Genomic DNA, 17020 nt, shown 5'->3' with positions numbered 1-17020 from the left:
ATCCAACTAAATTTACGTTCTGATTCGAGAAAGGCTATAAAGCGTCTCTTCTCCTGCTTGCCATAGGACGATCGCAGAGTTGCTCGACAGATTGGGAGTCTGGTGTACCCACTGTGGTCAAATCTCTAGGTCTCATGTAAACTAGAAAGGTATTGGTAGTAACAAGCAGGGGGTACAATGCGTGACTCAGACCATCAAACACCGCACTGCTGCTGTGATACCACTGACGGAATCGATTAACGTCCGTACAACTGTTTCTCCAGAACATATTCCTGCATTGAGAGCAGGGTTTTCTCTCTATCCTTCTAATCCCCGATGGAATGTTTTTAAATTCCGAGCTTGGAGGTTGGGACGGCAATGGCGACATGCCCTGCAAGCTGGAGAAATGGAGGTTTGTCCAACCCACCGTCTGTTGGTGACAGCAGATCCGAATAAAACACCAGAAAAACCAGAAGAAGAATCTTCAGACAGGCGGTTCTCGCCAGAGAACATCAGGGTTCGCTTAAACCCTGTCTCCTGTTAATTTCTATCTGGATTTTTGATTTGGATAACTGCATCTGGGGCACTTTTCTTTGTGCCCCCCCCATCTAGAATCATTAATTTTAACGATCGCAGCAATCGGCATTAGCCAAATCCAAAAACTGCTAATCTATCATAGAAGCTAAATGTGCAACTGGATGGGGCAATCATGAGGCAGCTTTGGCAATGGTTCAAGAATTTACTGGGGCAAATCTTTAATCCAGGAGGGAAGGTTTTACAGGGGAGTTCTCCAGAATCCGATCCGCATCAGACGTTATCAGAAGAAGCCCTCCCCCCACTGAGTGAAACAGATTATGAGTTTTTATTTCGCCAGCTCATGGAGGGAGTTGCCCAGGGATGGCCAGTCGAGAGGGTGACGCTCTTTTTTGAAAAATTAGGCGATCGCAGCACCTCAGATGAGTGGCTAGGGTGGTTAAGAGTCTATCGCGCTCGATTATTGGGAACGAAATCGCCCCAAACTCAGCACGCCAATCAGATGATGAAAGTTGGGGAAATGGTGCGATCGGTTTCTAAATGGCGATCGGTGGGAGAAGCCATCTATGAGATTGGGTTGCAACTGCGCTTGCGCTCCCAAGGCAGTTCCCTATGGGAATCTATGAGTCCGAGTGTAACCGCCAAGGCTGCCTCAACAGTTCCTAGTCCTGTCTCCTCCACACCTCCATCACCACCACCTCCTCCTCAATCTCCTGCCTCCGATTCGTTGCCAAGTTCCTCTGCTGAAACTGAAACTCCTCCCGAAACGGTTGAGCCAGTGGATACGGTGCATGTGGAAGCGAGTGATGCTCAGATGAGTCCTCTGTTTTCTCCAGAACCGTTACCAGATGTTTGGGATTCTCCCCCAGAACCCCCCGTATCTGAACCGGTGAGCGAAACGCCAGCAGAAATAGCGGAACCGGAACCGGAACCCCCTCTATCTGAACCGGTGAGCGAAACGCCAGCAGAAACACCGGAACCGGAACCGGAACCCCCCGTATCTGAACCGGTGAGCGAAACGCCAGCAGAAATACCGGAACCAGAACCGGAACCCCCCGTATCTGAACCAGTGAGCGAAACGCCAGCAGAAACACCGGAACCGGAACCGGTGAGCGCCAACTCACCGGAATTGGCGACTTCCGTAGAAGAGTATATTCGACAACAACCGGTAATCAACTTAGCCTACAGTGCCCATGGACAACAATGGACAGAAACAGTTAGCCTGAATCAATTGGTAGAAAAACTGACGGAAATGCCCCATTTGATCGCCCAATTTTCCCAGCAAGTGGGCATCAATAGTCAAAATCCGGAAGAAATTGTCGAAGCGATTTATCAGCAACTGTATCAGATTTATCAACAGCATCAAGCTAATGGCACAGTGGATGAAGCGACGCTGCTCTTTAATCAAGGGATGCAACAAGCCAAAGCCGGAAACTATGCAGATGCGATCGCCACTTGGGATCGCGCTCTGAGCCAACAACCGACCCTCTACAAAGCTTGGTTAAATCGGGGGAATGCCTTGGTGATGTTACGGCAACCGCAAGCGGCGATCGCATCCTATGATAAAGCATTAGAGCTACAACCAGGACTCTATGAAGCCTGGGGAAATAAAGGGGTTGCGCTGCTCAACTTAGGCAAATATGAAGAGGCGATCGCCACTTTTGATGAAGCCCTTAAGCTCAAATCTGATTATCCAGAAGCGTGGGATAATCGAGGGTTAGCCCTGCGGGAACTGGGGAAAATTCAAGAGGCGATCGAGTCCTTCGATCAAGCCCTAACCCTGAAGCCAGACGATCCATCTCTCTTAAAACACCAAGTAGAAACCTTGAAATTGAGAGATTCTTAAGGCAATAGGCAATAGGTAATAGGCAAAAGGCAATAGGCAATAGGCAATAGGCAATAGGCAATAGGCAATAGGTTTTGAGCGTTCAACCCTGTATGCCTTATAAATCGGGACTTTTAAGAAAACCTATTACCCATTCCATTACCTGTTACCTAATTACCGCGCAAAGCGCTGTAGCGCTATTACCGCGCTCCAAAACTGTAAATTTTCTTAAAGTGTTATCCCGAACACTTGCTCAAATTCCGCACGATCCGTTAAACCAAAAGAGACAAAACTTACTGAACATACAGGTCAGTTCATGGATTGGCTCTCAGACACCGTAATTCTCTCACGCATTCAATTTGCCTTAACAGCAATTTTTCATATGCTCTGGCCTGTCCTAACTACAGGTATGGGTATCTTCCTGGTTATTCTGGAAGGGCTATGGCTGAAAACCGGAAACCCGGACTATTATCGTCATTGCCGATTTTGGGCCAGGATTTACGTCCTCAACTTTGGCATTGGAGTGGCTTCTGGACTGCCGATGGCCTTCCAGTTTGGCATGAACTGGGCCCCTTTTTCGGAAGCGGTGGGCGACTTTTTCGGTACGGTACTCGGTTTTGAGGGAACCATGGCTTTTATGCTCGAAGCCAGTTTCCTGGGTATCATGCTGTTTGGTTGGGATAGAGTCCCCCCAGTGATTCACTACATCTCTACGATTTTGGTGGCTTTTGGGGCGAACTTGTCCACGTTCTGGATTTTATCGGCCAATTCTTGGTTACAAACTCCCGCAGGTGGGGAATTTATTGATGGCAAATTTGTGGTACATGACTTTTTTGCGGCTATTGCTAACCCGTTTATGGTCAATAGTTTCCTACATATGTTTTTTGCCACCTTGGAAACCTCTTTGTTTGTGATTGGTGGGATTAGTGCTTGGTATCTGATTAATGGCCGCAATGTGTCCTTTTTTAGCAAATCTCTGAAAATTATTTTAGCGGTGGCGATCGCCGTTGCTCCCTTACAAATCTTTATCGGTCACCTGAGCGCCGAACAAGTGTATCACTATCAGCCCACCAAACTCGCTGCCATGGAAGGTCAATGGGAAACTGTTGGCGCAGGAGAAACGGCCGGATGGAGTCTAGTGGCTATTCCCAATGGAGAAACGGAAGCGAATGATTGGGAAATCAAAGTTCCCTATGCTCTCGGTTATCTCCTAGAGATGAAACCTAAGCTCTCTGAACCCGTGTATGGCCTCAAAGAATGGCCCTATGAAGACCGTCCCCATATGGTGGGATTGGTGTATTACTCATTCCGGATTATGATTGCGATCGGGTTATTCCTAGCCGCTTTAGCCGCAGTGACTGTCTTGCAATGGCTTCGAGGACAACTTTCAGAAGCAAAAATTACCGCCCAAAAATGGCTCTTGCGAGCCTGGATTTTTGCGGCTCCCTTGGGCTATCTAGCCGTAGAAACCGGCTGGATAGTGCGCTGTGTCGGACGACAACCCTGGACAGTTTACGGGCAAATTCGCACCGTAGACGCTGCCTCTAACCTCCCTCCCGGAGAAATTTTGACCTCTCTGGTAGGCATTACCAGTATTTACATCTTTTTCCTCGGATCTGCGCTCTATTTTGGCAGTCGCATTATTCGCAAAGGGCCCAATTTAGAAATGCCTTTACCCAGCAATGCTCAGGTTAAGGACGAGCAGTTAACCGTTACCAGTTAACCCTGTTTTTCCTATTCCCTATTCCCTATTCCCCACTATGGAATCTCTAGAATATTTTCTGCCTCAACTGTGGTTTTTCATTCTGGGACTGTTTCTGTTCCTGTATGTCCTGTTAGACGGCTTCGATCTCGGTGTCGGTATTCTTTCGATTACCTCATCTTCCGAAGAAAAGCGATCGCTCCTGATGACCAGTTTAGGCAATGTGTGGGATGCCAACGAAACCTGGCTGGTTCTCATGGGTGGCTCCCTGTTTGGAGCCTTTCCCCTCGCCTATGGAACCGTCTTAAATGCCCTCTATCTGCCTGCCGTGATCATGGTAGTGGGCTTGTTGTTCCGGGCCGTTTCCTTTGAATTTCGAGAAAATTCAGAAAGCAAATGGTTCTGGAATTACGCCTTTGGCATCGGTAGTTTTCTCGCTGCCCTCGGTCAAGGATTTGCCCTAGGGACGGTGTTTGAAGGGATTGCAGTAGATGCGGCGGGACATTTTATTGGTGGCCCTTTTGACTGGTTGACCTGGCGATCGATCTTAGTCGCCTTAACTTTAATTCAAGCCTATGTTTTAATTGGCTCCACCTATCTGATCATGAAAACCACAGGAGACCTACAAAAAACCCATTTTAGAACGGCTAGGATTGCCACATTAACCACATTTTTAGGTGCGGTATTCATCACCATTAGCACCCCCATCTTCTCTGAGGCGGTACGCTCTCGCCTCTTTGAAGCACCTCAAGTTTACCTCTTTTCCCTAATTCCGGTATGCTGTCTTTTGCTGGTGTTCTTGCTTTACCGTAGTCTCAAAGAAGAATCAGAATTTACTCCATTTTTATGGACAGTGTTGCTCTTCTTTTCCTCTTTCCTAGGCTTAGGCTTTTTGATTTTTCCCTATATCATTCCACCCAGTATCACCATTTACCAAGCCGCCTCTGACACTAGCTCGTTAGTGTTCATGATCATCTTTGTGGGCTTCCTGATTCCGATTTTATTAGCATACACGCTTTACAACTATGTGGTCTTTCGAGGGAAAATTACCACAGAATCTTATGGAGAATAAAGCCCTTTTCTCTGGTAATAAGTAATGGTAAAAATAATGTTGAATTGAGATTAGGCAATCAACTTATTCGATTTGCACTCTTGAATCCAATCGAGCAATTCTTGAAACTGAAAGTTTTCCACAAAAGGTTGCAAATATTGGGCTATTTTTTCCTGTTGAGTCCCTAATTGGGCAAGGGAGTTATACATCTCGTCTTGCATTCCCACAATCACAACTTGTTCAAACTCCTTCAGCCAGCTTGAGGAGAGGGATTCTATATCTTGTTGGGTTAATTCTTCAGGTGTCAATACGCTGATATTTTGGGTCATTTGATAGATAAATTGAACGTGCAGATAATGTTCTAAGAGCTGGGTGATTTCAAACGGACGAAAGGGCTTCGCAATCACATCATCACAGCCTGATGCAATCAGGGAATTTCTCTGATGATGAAAGGCACTAGCAGTAACGGCAATAATGATCGGTGGGTGTTCTTTTGCCCTTCTTTTAATTTCACGAGTGGCTTCTTCACCGGTCATATTTGGCATCCGAATATCCATCAAAATGAGGTCGGGTTGCCAGGTTTCCCACACTTGAATGGCTTCTTCTCCGTCCCTGGCTTCTTGGACTTGAAATCCCCAATTTTCTAGCAAAGAAACGAGTAAGAGTCGATTGGGTTGATGGTCATCAGTGACTAAAATCCGATAGGTGGGTTGATCGTCGGCTAAGGCGATCGCCTGTCGATCGCCTCCATTATCTCTAGAATCATCCCCTTCCACCTCTACCCCTTGCTGCTGGAATTCCTCAAGGTTGAGTTCAAACTGAAACTGAGTCCCTTTCCCCACGGTACTTTCAACCCTCAAGGTAGAACCGAGCATCTGGGTGAACTTTTGACTGATGGCTAACCCTAAACCGGTTCCTTCTTGACTCTGGCGACCACTTTGGGTTTGCATAAAGGGTTGAAATAGATGCTGCAATTCCTCTGTTGCTATGCCGACTCCGGTATCAGTAACGGTGAATTGAAGTTGTTGGCTGGAGATCTTTGTGATTTCTAAGCTCACTCGCCCCATAGTCGTGAATTTGAGCGCATTATTGAGTAAATTAATTAGAATTTGTTTGAGTTTTACGCCATCGGTTTCAATCCACACCGGCACATCAGAACCTAAGTCTATTTTGAACTCTATGCCTTTAGCTTTAGATTTTAAGTCAAATAAATTCTTCAGCTCTTCAATGAGATGAGACAAATTGACCCAAGTGAGGTTAAGGGTTAAACGACCGGCTTCAATTTTAGAGAAATCGAGAATTTGATTAATTAAACTGAGTAAATAGGTTCCGCTATTTTCAATCAGACGGAGGTGGTTGCGGTCTTCGTCAGAGAGGTTAGGACTTTGTTCTAGTAGGGTGGGATAACCGAGAATGGCATTTAGGGGAGTCCGCAGTTCATGGCTCATATTAGCGATGAATTCGCTTTTAGCATGATTGGCGTTTTCGGCGGCTTCTTTGGCTATTTCCAGTTCGGCATTGGTTTGATGGAGTTCTTGGGTGCGTTCAATAACTTGTTGTTCTAGGGTTTGGTTGTAGTTTTTGAGGAGAGCTTCGGCTTGTTTGCGATCGCTGATATCTTGAAACACATTAAGGGCATAAGTGACCTCTCCCTCTAGGTTGCGAATGGGAGTGGCGTACACTTCTATGGGGATACGCATTCCGTCAACCTCAATTTCCAGGTCATTGGCATAAACATTTTCTCCTTGCAGGGTGCGTATGAGAGGCAGTTGCTCTGAAGGATAGAGGGTAGAGGTTCCCGCTTGATACACTTGGTAGACTTCGCCGATTTGCTCTAGGGTACTATCGGGAGTATGGCCTCTAAAGAGTTCTTGGGCTTTGGAGTTGACTAATATCAGTTTTCCTTGGGGATCAAATACCATTACCCCTAGGGGAAAACATTCAATAATGACCGCCAGTTCATGTTCTTTCTCGGCAATGGTTTGGAAAGAGGTTTGCAGTTGTTCCTGCATCTGGCTAAAGGCACGACTGAGGTCATGAACGACACCCAGACCACTGATGGTTACCGGAGTATCGAGATCTCCAGAAGCGATCGCCTGGGCACTGTTCTTTAAGCAGACTAGGGGTTGGGAAATCCATTGAGCGATCAGACCTCCAGCAAGTATTGAAGTGATTAACGTGAGACCACAAAGGGCAACGGTGCGTCGCACATTAGCTTGAATCTGGCCCATAAACTCCGATTGGGGAACTAGGATCGCCAGTTTCCAACCCTCTGGCAGAGCAGAAACAGAAGGGTTTCCTTGAATTTGGATATCTTGCTCGGAGACCATGAGTTCTTCAACATATAAACTATAGTCTTCCCTCTTACCCCCAGGTTTTGGGATCGGTAATAGGGAATACAGGGGAGCGTGGGCTTCAATGTTGGGTTGTTGCTCTTCTAAGTAACGTCCTGTGGCAGCCACAATGGGATCTTGACTGGCACTGGGAGCAATCTGTTCAAAACTTCCTCGAATCGCCCCTCCTTTGGCGTTCTGCTCAAAGGTGAAGGGCGGATCGTCCGTAGAGCTGGCCACCATTTGTCCTTGGCGGTCAAGAATCACAACTCGACAGCCTTCACAGAGGGTGAGGGATTGGAGAAACCTTTGGATACGATTTAAGTCCAAGTTGATGGCAAAGATGCCCTGGAGTTGTTGATTTTCGTCATAGAACGGAGCATAAGCATTAATGGCTAATAGGATACTGTTGCCAATTTGATAGGGTTCTGACCAACCGGGGGCGCGATCGCGCTCTACTGCCTTGTACCAAGGTCGCTCCTTGACAACAAAAGGAGAAATGACTTGAAGATGCTCTTCTAATTCTCCATTCTCATCGATAAAATTAACGTTGATTTCATCCCGTCCAGCCAGAACGTAAGCCTGTTCAATCCGCCCCAGTTGAACGGAACTATGGTGCATCGCCCGAAATTGTCCGTCTGGCAACGCTAACATCACGCTGGTTGCCGACTTAAAGAGCTTGAGTTGTCCCAACAGATGGCGATCTATGTCCTCCGGGTCATTCAGATTCAGTTGCCCTTGCTCCACTGCCTGGATACTAATCTGGTTAATTTGTAATAGATTGGAGAATTCACTAATCAAGTAAAGTTTGACTCTAGCCGCCCTTTCCTCTATAAAGTGTTTTGCCACATCATCAACACTTTTTTTACCACTCTGATAGGACAAATAGCCGACTAAACCGACTGTACCCAACAGTTGCAGGACAAAAGGAACAATCAGAATAGCTTGCAAAGGGATGTTGTTGGAAATTTTACGCCACTTAGACAATAGTAATTTCACTAATTTCAAACACCCAATCTTTAGAAAACAAGTTAGCCACGATTGAGAACACTATAACACTGTTGATGGAGGGCAGACAAAACAGGAGATAGAGAATAGCTTCAATGTTTACCCATTACCCATTACCTATTACTCATTACCCATTACCGCGTAAAGAGCTGTAACTTTTCAATCGTTGTATTCGGGGGTTAAGTCTCGAAACTTAAACTCTTGGGCACTGGGATGGCAAGAAACACATTGATTGAGCTGAATGCGCTCTTTAAACTCAACTTGGGGATGAAGCGCCTTAAAATAACGAGAATTTCGCAGGCGATAGGGGGTCGTTTCATCCTTGATTAAGGGACGGGAAAAGACTTGAATATAATTCCAAACCAATAACCGACTGGGGTCGAGTAAGGGTTTAATAACTACGCCATAATGTTCTTTATCTTGAATGAGTTGTCGCCAAGTCTCCGTAGGCATGACGGCAGGAGGAAGGGCGAGGTGACAACTGCCACAGTTTTCTCGGTAGAGTTCTTCTCCGAGTTGATGTTGTTCGGGGACGGGATCGACTGATTTAACTGAAGAAAGGGAAAAGGCGGCTTGATTAAGGGTCGATAATCCCCATCCTAATGTAACCGACCAGAGGAAAATCAGGCTAATGAGGATTAGGGGCGATCGCCGCTTTGAGTTAGGGAATAGGGAATAGGGAATAGGGAATAGTTGGCGATACTTACGTTTCATAATGGCTCTGGTTAGCTAATTGTAGGGTGGGTAAGGGGAAGTTTAATTAAATCAAATCAATTAATAGGTCGCAAGTATTGATTCAATCTGTACCTTCAAAGACGGCAAATTGTTCTCCACAATCTGCCAAACCACTCTAAAATTCACTCGAAAATATTCATAGACGACCAAATTCCCGAAATCAATAATATCCTGCCAAGGGACTTCAGAAAATCTATTTTTTAGGTTATCAGATATAGCACTCGCCGCCTCACCGATTGTTTGTAGATGAAATAATACCCAAGTTTGTACCAGTTCATCCTCAAAAAATACCGATTGACCTCGTACCGTGTACTGTTCAATTTTAGCGATGCCTTCCTGTATGTCTTTCAAACGTTCCAAATCGCTTCTCATAGCAAAATCGCCTCCTCAGTCAATTTTCTTCTTCAAAATCTTTTAATATCCGTTCCACTTGTCCCTTTAAAGCGCGAAGCGCTGCTATGAGGTACATTGTTGATTCATAGATTTGAGTTGTCATTGCGACCGCAGGGAAGCATTCGCGCTTCGCTTTCCGCGTTTCACGCAAGCTTCGCTTTTCATGTCCGCGAGAGCCAAAACGCGCAAGCTTCGCTTTCATGTCCGCGAAGCGGAAACGCTAAGATTTGGGGATTGTGCGATTGCTTCATTCCACTGCGTTCCATTCGCAATGACTTATCTGAATAAGACTGTAACGGCTCAAAGCCATGTACCACAACCCTATTCCCTATTCCCTATTCCCTATTCCCTAGCGCGAAGCGCTGTAAAGGTTGTGCCTCTGCCAAAATGCGATCCTTAATCAAAGCACTAATGCCATCTTCAGTAAGCACGTCAACCCGCCGTCCTAACAAATCCTGTAAATCCATCAACAATCCTCCCGGAAACCAAGCTGTAGTCCTGGTTGAGTCATAATCAATCAAGAAATCAATATCACTGTCTTCTGTCTCCTCTCCTCGTACTACTGAGCCAAACACGCGCACATTAAATGCGCCGTGCTTGGCAGCAATTTCTAGAATTTGTTCCCGTTTTTCCACTAATAAACCCTGTAAAGACATTCTTCTATCCTCCCTTCTATCCCTTTAAACTACAGATCGAGTGAATGAGTCAGTCCTATCTAGGTTAAAACAGAAAATACCGTTGAGCCATGGGTAAAACGGTGGCGGGTTCGCAGGTGAGTAATTCACCATCTGCACGGACTTCGTAGGTTTGCGGGTCAACTTCAATGTGGGGGAGAGCATCATTGAGCTTAAGATCCCCCTTGGTCAGTTGCCGGGTATTGGCTACGGCTATGGTGGGTTTTTGTAGACCGAGTTGGCTGGCAATATCTCGCTCTAAAGCTGCTTGGGAGACGAAGGTTAAGGAGGTTGCCGAGAGTGCAGAGCCAAAGCTGGCAAACATGGGACGCATGTGGACGGGTTGGGGGGTGGGAATGCTGGCGTTAGGGTCTCCCATCTGAGCATAGGCGATCGCACCCCCCTTAATCACAAGTTCCGGTTTTACACCAAAAAACGCGGGTTTCCACAGACAGAGATCGGCTAATTTGCCTTCTTCTACTGACCCTACCTGGTCAGCAATTCCATGGGTAATGGCGGGATTAATTGTGTATTTAGCCACGTAGCGTTTGGCGCGGGTATTATCATTGCGGCTGCTATCTTCCGGTAAGGGGCCGCGCTGTACTTTGATCTTATGACCCGTCTGCCAGGTGCGGATAATCACCTCGCCGACTCGACCCATGGCTTGGGAGTCGGAGGCAATCATACTAAATGCGCCCAGATCGTGCAAAATATCCTCGGCGGCGATGGTTTCGCGCCGGATACGGGACTCGGCAAAGGCCACATCTTCCGGTATGGAGCGGTCAAGATGGTGGCAAACCATGAGCATGTCGAGATGCTCTTCTAGGGTATTCAGGGTATAGGGTCGGGTGGGGTTGGTGGAGGAGGGGAGAACATTGGCTAGAGAGCAAACTTTGATGATATCGGGTGCATGGCCTCCCCCCGCGCCTTCCGTGTGATAAGTATGAATAGCGCGATTTTTAAACGCTTCGATGGTGGTTTCTACGAATCCGGCTTCGTTCAGGGTATCGGTATGAATGGCGACTTGCACATCATATTCATCAGCTACAGATAAGCAGGTATCAATGGTTGCGGGGGTAGTACCCCAATCTTCATGGAGCTTTAAACCCATGGCTCCGGCTAGAATTTGTTCCCGGAGTGCTTCCGGTTGCGAACTATTGCCTTTACCCAGAAAGCCCAAATTCATGGGGAATGCTTCGGCCGCTTGCAACATGCGGTACATATTCCAGGGGCCGGGGGTGCAGGTGGTGGCGTTGGTTCCGGTTGCGGGGCCGGTTCCGCCGCCGAGCATGGTGGTAATGCCGGAGGCGATCGCCGTTTCAATCTGCTGAGGACAGATAAAATGAATGTGGGAATCAATGCCTCCAGCCGTGAGAATCATCCCTTCTCCCGCTACAGCTTCCGTACCGGGGCCGATAATGATGTCCACCTTGTCTTGAATGTAGGGATTTCCGGCTTTACCAATTTTGTATATTTTGCCGTCTTTGATACCAATATCGGCTTTAACAATTCCCCACCAGTCTAAAATCAGGGCATTGGTGATCACCATATCCACCGCGCCATCGGCATTGGTAATGGGAGATTGACCCATACCGTCCCGGATCACTTTACCACCACCAAATTTTACCTCATCGCCGTAAGTAGTGTAATCCTGTTCGACTTCGATAATTAATTCTGTATCCGCCAAGCGCAGGCGATCGCCTACTGTGGGCCCATAGGTTTGTGCATATGCGAGGCGATCGATCCGATAACCCATAATCCTTTCCAGACTAGCTTACCCATACAGAGTCTATAATACTGTAGATATGTCCTAGTAACTACACGACCCAAAAAAACCGTTGAGGTAAAACAATGCAAGCGTTTGAAATGATGGCAAAAGTCGATCAAAACGGTCAACTGTTATTAGATGAGCCTTTAGCTATTCGATCTGACCGTCGAGTTAAAGTTATTCTGCTAGTATCTGATGATGAAGAAGTCGATCCAGATGATACTCCTGTAGAAGAAATTAAGGCGAGTTTGAGACGAGCCTTACAAGAAGCCAAAGAAGGCAAAAGAATCCCCTTAGAACAAATGTGGGAGGGGATTGATGCCCAATAATTCTGACCCGGTGAATATCGATTTAACGCCTGAATACCGGAAGAATCTCAAAATTTTAGCTAAAAAATACCGCAATATTCGTTCGGATACTCAGTCGGCGATCGCTGAACTACAAAATGGCAGTGTGTTAGGCGATCGCCTGGCGGGTTTTGGCTCTAATTTTTATGTTTACAAGGTGAGGGTAAAAAATAGCGATATTCAAAAAGGCAAAAGCGCCGGATATCGCATTATCTATTTGCTGGAGTCAGAAAGGAGTATTTTATTGTTAACGATCTATAGCAAGTCAGAACAAGAAGACATCACAGTAAATCAAATTCAGTCTATTTTAGATGATTTTTATGATTCTGAATAAATGGCGATCCATCCGATAACCCATAATCTTGTCCAGACTAGCTTACCCATACAGAATCTATAATACTGTAGATATTGAATTTTTCTCTAACCATTGAGCTAAAGAGTCTTGATTTTCTTCATCTGTTGCTAACCGTTCCATCATTTGTACCACTTCGCGATCTTGAACTTCCAGCAAATACCCATTAACGAGCAAAAACGTCCCCATAACCGCAAACGCTGTTCGTTTATTTCCATCAATAAATGGATGATTCTTAGCTAATCCATAGCCATAAGCTGCTGCCAGTTCAAATAAACTCGCTTCAGTATAAGTAAACCAATGTCTAGGTCTAGCTAAACTTGCCGCCAGTAAATTTTCATCTCGAATCCCTAAACTTCCTCCATGCTGCTCAATTTGAGCCTCATGGATCGCTCGTACAACTTCCTCTGAAATCCATAGCGGTTCAGCCACTAAGCTAACTCCCGTAATGCTTTTCTATATTTCTGACTAATGACTTGATAAGCAGACATCGCTACATCAAAGTCTGCCTCACTAGAGGGTGTGGCTTCATCGGGTTTAGTGTCTTCAATTTCTGGACTCAGAGAGCGCAAAACCTCTAAGACTTCTGATAAACACTCATCAGGCAATTGGTTCACTAAGGCGATAATATCTTGGCGTATGGCTTGAGTCATGTTACTTGATTTTGGAACTCATACTGTGGATACGATCATTATACTGATTTTTGTATATAGCAAACCTAAATGAGTTATGTAATAACTGCCCCTCATCCCCCTACCCCCCTTCTCCCGCAGGCGCTGCCCTGAGCGAAGTCGAAGGGAGAAGGGGAAAAGTCCCTCTCCCGTGGGAGAGGGATATAGGGAGAGGGCATTTCCTGTTGCACAACTCATATAGACTAGCTATATAACCAGAACACAACACTCTATAATTAATTTTGCTAAACTAAATTAACTAACTGGTTAGTGAAATTCCCCCTTTTTAAGGGGGATTTAGGGGGATCAAAATGTACCTCAGAACAGCGAAAAATGCTGTATTAGGCGATCGCCTGGCGGGTTTTGCCTCTAATCTTTATGTTTACTCCGTCCTCTACCGATGCAGACGGCTTAAAACCTGGTTAATCTGAGGATCTTGTACCACAAATGCAGGAAAAGTTCCCCTCGGATTACTGGTAATAAACGGAAAAGGGCTACGTTTATCTGAGCCGACAAACACATCAATCTGATTCCCTTTAATAGCACTACCCACATCTGCGGCAAAGAAATACCCATCATGAATAATGGTCTCTCCATTGGGGAGTGAGATGTGTTGTCCTCTAGCCGCAGGAATATAAACAACAGACCCTAAAGGAATCCGTTGGCGATCGACTGCTATCGTCCGATAAGGGACTAAACGATATCCACCGGCCCCATCTCCATGGGGGCCACGAGCCAAACCAAAGCGGACTCGCCCCGTTTTTTGTAGAGTTGCAGGGGAAAGACTCTTAAAATAGGCCGAACAATCGAGCTGTAATCTCGACCCTCGACCAGCAAAATTATAGGTTGTTAAGTTCCCAGAGCGGTCTTGGACTTGCACCGTACCTTGTAAGGCAGCATAACACCAATCTCGATGGGAAAGATAAGCTAAGGCTCGACCAGAGCGATCGAGTAATGGATAGCCATAAGTGGTTTCTTGAGCTTGATAAATATGATAATAGGTAGACCACAAAGACAGGGCGCGACCAGAAGTAGGATGAACGGAAGGGGTCAGGGTTACCCAGTTTACGCTAGAGGGTGAAGATTGGGCTGTTCGATATTGCCAAGATGAAACAGACCATTGGGAATTACTCCAAGCTGGAGGAATAACACTAGCAGCAATTGCACTTGAAGTACAAGCTAAGGTAAGAGCTAAAGCCAGACGGGTCAGTTGACGAGTCATAATTCAATGGTGATGCGCTAAGACGGCTGATGAGACGATCTTACCTAGGGAAAAGGTTCTCTTCCGGGCAATACAGCCCTTCGCGCGGTTAAGTAATGAGTCATGGGTAATGAGTAATGAGTAATAATTTAAACTATTCTGTGCTACTTGGCTTCTTTAGCCTGAACTAACCACTCATCAAATTGGACTTGATTTTCACTGACCCATTCTTGGGCTAAACTGCGAATAGCTTCTGGGGTATTTTTCCCGTCTTTAATGGCTAAACTGACCTGATTCATATCAGCTACAGGAATCGTCACCAATTCAAACCAGCGTTTAGCCATGGGATGATTGTCTACGAACTCCCGGTTAACCACAAATTTTTGTCCTACACTTGGCCAACCCAAATTTTTGCCTTCAAATATGGTATCGTCTTCTGTTATATCTCCCATTTTTTCATCTTGGGGTAGAGAGGTAAACGGAACCTCTAAAAACACGACATCTTGATTGGGTTTCAAAACCGCAAAGATCCAATGAGGATTATAGGCATAATATAAAATGGGTTGTCCCTGTTGATAATGGGTGATGGTATTTTCCAAAAGGGCTGTATAGTTGCCCTGATTTTGTTCTACCGTGTTTTTGAGTCCATAGACTTCGATGTGATGCTCTATCACTGCTCCACAGGCCCAACCGGGATTACACCCAGTTAAATCGGCTTTGCCATCTCCATTACTATCAAAAAGGGTGGCGATTTGGGGATCTTGCAACTGTTGAAAACTGGTAATTCCATACTCGTCAGCAGTTTTCTTATCAATTTGATACCCTTGACTCCCTGGGGGAATAATCTGGCCAATTTGGTCTAATTGATTATTCTGATTGGCGGCATTAAATAAGGATTCATAACCCCTATCGTAATAGACTACACTATAGTCAATATCCTGATTGGCTATGGAGAGATAAATACTAGCATAATCTAATTCTTTGGGAGTTTCAATGGTGTAACCGAGTTCTTGTAAGCCTATATTGACAACTGCGGTTTGAAAGCTTTCTTCTACCCAAGTCCCATGGGCAGAACGCACAGTTAAAGTCTGGGTATGTTGTTGAGCCGATCGCCGGTTAGAGTCACAGGAAATGAGTCCAAAGGCGATCGCCAACACGACAGGGATTGAAAACCATCGACGGTATAATATTTTTGCCATAATCGAGCGACATTTGAAGAGTTAGCAGCTTGTAGGGGAGGGTTTTCCCCTACAAATTCAATCCCTTGAGTCTGGAATCCCTAAAGTTCTAACTCTTCTTCTTCAATCTTCACGTCGAGATCGGGTAGATTATCCCCATCCGTCAGTCCCTCCTCATCCTCCTCATTGACTGGAGCCACGGAGTTAGCAGAAACCACTGCTCCCATATCGAGTTGCTGGCGTACCTGATTTTCTACGTCTTGAGTAAACTGGGGATTCTCCTGCATGTACTGAATGGTATTATCCCGTCCTTGGCCAATATTATTACCGTCTTTACTGTACCAAGCGCCTTTTTTAGTAATCACTCCGGTTTCTTCGGCAATATCCAAAAGGCAGCCCATGGAGGAGATGCCTTTACCGAAGATAATGTCAAATTCGGCAATTCGGAAGGGGGGAGCGACCTTGTTTTTAGCCACTTTCACCTTGGCGCGAATGCCGTATTCTTCTGAGCCTTTTTTCAAGGTTTGGATGCGGCGGATATCGAGGCGCACAGAGGCATAAAATTTCAGGGCATTACCGCCCGTGGTGGTTTCCGGGTTGCCATAGACGACCCCAATTTTTTGCCGCAGTTGGTTGAGGAAAATGACGGTACAGCCAGATTTGCCGATATTTCCGGTGATTTTCCGCATGGCTTGGCTCATCAGCCGAGCTTGGGCCCCCATGGGGGCATCCCCCATATCGCCTTCAATTTCCGATCGCGGAACCAAGGCAGCTACGGAGTCTACCACTACAATATCAACAGCAGCCGATCGCACCAACTGATCGACCACCTCTAGGGCCATTTCTCCCGTATCCGGTTGCGACACGAGCAAGTTTTCAATATCTACCCCCAAAACGGAGGCATAGGTCGGGTCTAGGGCATGTTCCGCATCCACAAAGGCCGCCACCCCTCCCCCTTTCTGCACTTCAGAAATGGCATGAAGCGCCAGGGTAGTTTTCCCGGAACTTTCCGGCCCATAGATTTCAATCACCCGCCCCTTGGGTAGGCCTCCCCCCAGGGCTAAGTCCAGGGTGAGCGCTCCACTGGGAATGGTTTCCACTTTCATGCGTCCCACATCGCCCAGGCGCATGATTGCACCTTTCCCAAAACTTCGCTCTATTTGGGTGAGAACGGCTTTCAGGGCTTTCTGTTTATCGGAATTTTCGCTTGTTTTTGCAGCCATAGGGATAGTATGTTGACGTAAACTTCATCATTGATTCCTATTGTAG

At 46.2% G+C, this 17020-nt stretch carries 17 protein-coding genes; 6 read left to right on the top strand and 11 right to left on the bottom strand.

Features of this window, described 5'->3' with window-relative positions:
* Positions 1-181 precede the first annotated feature (181 nt).
* From PMG25_RS13895 to cydB, 4 genes are all read left to right on the top strand, one after another.
* Positions 182-523, top strand: coding sequence for a hypothetical protein (locus PMG25_RS13895; RefSeq protein ID WP_283767500.1), 342 nt, complete (start codon positions 182-184; stop codon positions 521-523).
* A 165-nt stretch (positions 524-688) separates the two neighbouring features.
* Entirely contained in the window at positions 689-2359 is a 1671-nt protein-coding gene (locus PMG25_RS13890) for a tetratricopeptide repeat protein (RefSeq protein ID WP_283767499.1), read from the top strand.
* 295 nt (positions 2360-2654) lie between these two features.
* Positions 2655-4061: a cytochrome ubiquinol oxidase subunit I gene (locus PMG25_RS13885; RefSeq protein WP_283767498.1), complete on the top strand. Its 1407-nt coding sequence runs from the start codon at positions 2655-2657 to the stop codon at positions 4059-4061.
* Between the two features lie 37 nt (positions 4062-4098).
* A complete protein-coding gene (cydB, locus tag PMG25_RS13880; RefSeq protein WP_283767497.1) occupies positions 4099-5112 on the top strand; it encodes a cytochrome d ubiquinol oxidase subunit II in 1014 nt (337 codons plus the stop codon).
* Between the two features lie 50 nt (positions 5113-5162).
* Here cydB and PMG25_RS13875 read toward each other — a convergent pair whose 3' ends face one another.
* From PMG25_RS13875 to ureC, 6 genes are all read right to left on the bottom strand, one after another.
* On the bottom strand, positions 5163-8423 hold the full coding sequence (locus PMG25_RS13875; RefSeq protein ID WP_283767496.1) for an ATP-binding protein: 3261 nt from the start codon (positions 8421-8423) through the stop codon (positions 5163-5165).
* 168 nt (positions 8424-8591) lie between these two features.
* Entirely contained in the window at positions 8592-9146 is a 555-nt protein-coding gene (locus PMG25_RS13870; protein WP_283767495.1) for a hypothetical protein, read from the bottom strand.
* Positions 9147-9206: 60 nt separating this feature from the next.
* On the bottom strand, positions 9207-9539 hold the full coding sequence (locus PMG25_RS13865; RefSeq protein ID WP_283767494.1) for a HepT-like ribonuclease domain-containing protein: 333 nt from the start codon (positions 9537-9539) through the stop codon (positions 9207-9209).
* A gap of 19 nt (positions 9540-9558) precedes the next feature.
* On the bottom strand, positions 9559-9762 hold the full coding sequence (locus PMG25_RS13860) for a hypothetical protein (protein ID WP_283767493.1): 204 nt from the start codon (positions 9760-9762) through the stop codon (positions 9559-9561).
* A gap of 133 nt (positions 9763-9895) precedes the next feature.
* Entirely contained in the window at positions 9896-10216 is a 321-nt protein-coding gene (locus PMG25_RS13855; protein WP_283767492.1) for a nucleotidyltransferase family protein, read from the bottom strand.
* A 64-nt stretch (positions 10217-10280) separates the two neighbouring features.
* A complete protein-coding gene (gene ureC, locus PMG25_RS13850) occupies positions 10281-11990 on the bottom strand; it encodes an urease subunit alpha (protein ID WP_283767491.1) in 1710 nt (569 codons plus the stop codon).
* 95 nt (positions 11991-12085) lie between these two features.
* Here ureC and PMG25_RS13845 point away from each other — a divergent pair, with 95 nt between their 5' ends.
* Both PMG25_RS13845 and PMG25_RS13840 read left to right on the top strand, forming a co-directional pair.
* On the top strand, positions 12086-12331 hold the full coding sequence (locus PMG25_RS13845) for a type II toxin-antitoxin system RelN family antitoxin (RefSeq protein ID WP_283767490.1): 246 nt from the start codon (positions 12086-12088) through the stop codon (positions 12329-12331).
* A complete protein-coding gene (locus PMG25_RS13840) occupies positions 12321-12683 on the top strand; it encodes a type II toxin-antitoxin system RelE family toxin (RefSeq protein WP_283767489.1) in 363 nt (120 codons plus the stop codon). The genes PMG25_RS13845 and PMG25_RS13840 overlap by 11 nt, the downstream gene beginning before the upstream one ends.
* 57 nt (positions 12684-12740) lie before the next feature.
* On the opposite strand, the gene PMG25_RS13835 is transcribed toward PMG25_RS13840, so the two are convergent.
* From PMG25_RS13835 to recA, 5 genes are all read right to left on the bottom strand, one after another.
* On the bottom strand, positions 12741-13133 hold the full coding sequence (locus PMG25_RS13835; protein ID WP_283767488.1) for a type II toxin-antitoxin system death-on-curing family toxin: 393 nt from the start codon (positions 13131-13133) through the stop codon (positions 12741-12743).
* Positions 13133-13354, bottom strand: a complete 222-nt coding sequence (locus PMG25_RS13830) for a hypothetical protein (RefSeq protein ID WP_283767487.1) — start codon at positions 13352-13354, stop codon at positions 13133-13135. Before PMG25_RS13830 ends, PMG25_RS13835 begins: the two co-directional genes overlap by 1 nt.
* A 412-nt stretch (positions 13355-13766) precedes the next feature.
* Complete coding sequence (locus PMG25_RS13825; RefSeq protein WP_283767486.1) at positions 13767-14594, bottom strand: 3D domain-containing protein; 828 nt, start codon at positions 14592-14594, stop codon at positions 13767-13769.
* Between the two features lie 143 nt (positions 14595-14737).
* Positions 14738-15772, bottom strand: a complete 1035-nt coding sequence (gene proX, locus PMG25_RS13820) for a glycine betaine/L-proline ABC transporter substrate-binding protein ProX (protein WP_283767485.1) — start codon at positions 15770-15772, stop codon at positions 14738-14740.
* 80 nt (positions 15773-15852) lie between these two features.
* Positions 15853-16974 carry a recombinase RecA gene (gene recA, locus PMG25_RS13815; protein ID WP_283767484.1) on the bottom strand — a complete coding sequence of 374 codons (1122 nt, stop codon included), beginning with the start codon at positions 16972-16974 and terminating at the stop codon, positions 15853-15855.
* Positions 16975-17020 lie beyond the last annotated feature (46 nt).

Origin of the sequence: Roseofilum capinflatum BLCC-M114, assembly GCF_030068505.1 — a bacterium.
Lineage (GTDB): Bacteria > Cyanobacteriota > Cyanobacteriia > Cyanobacteriales > Desertifilaceae > Roseofilum > Roseofilum capinflatum.
The sequence above is the reverse complement of the archived record's forward strand: the minus strand, read 5'-3'. Positions and strand labels throughout refer to the sequence as shown.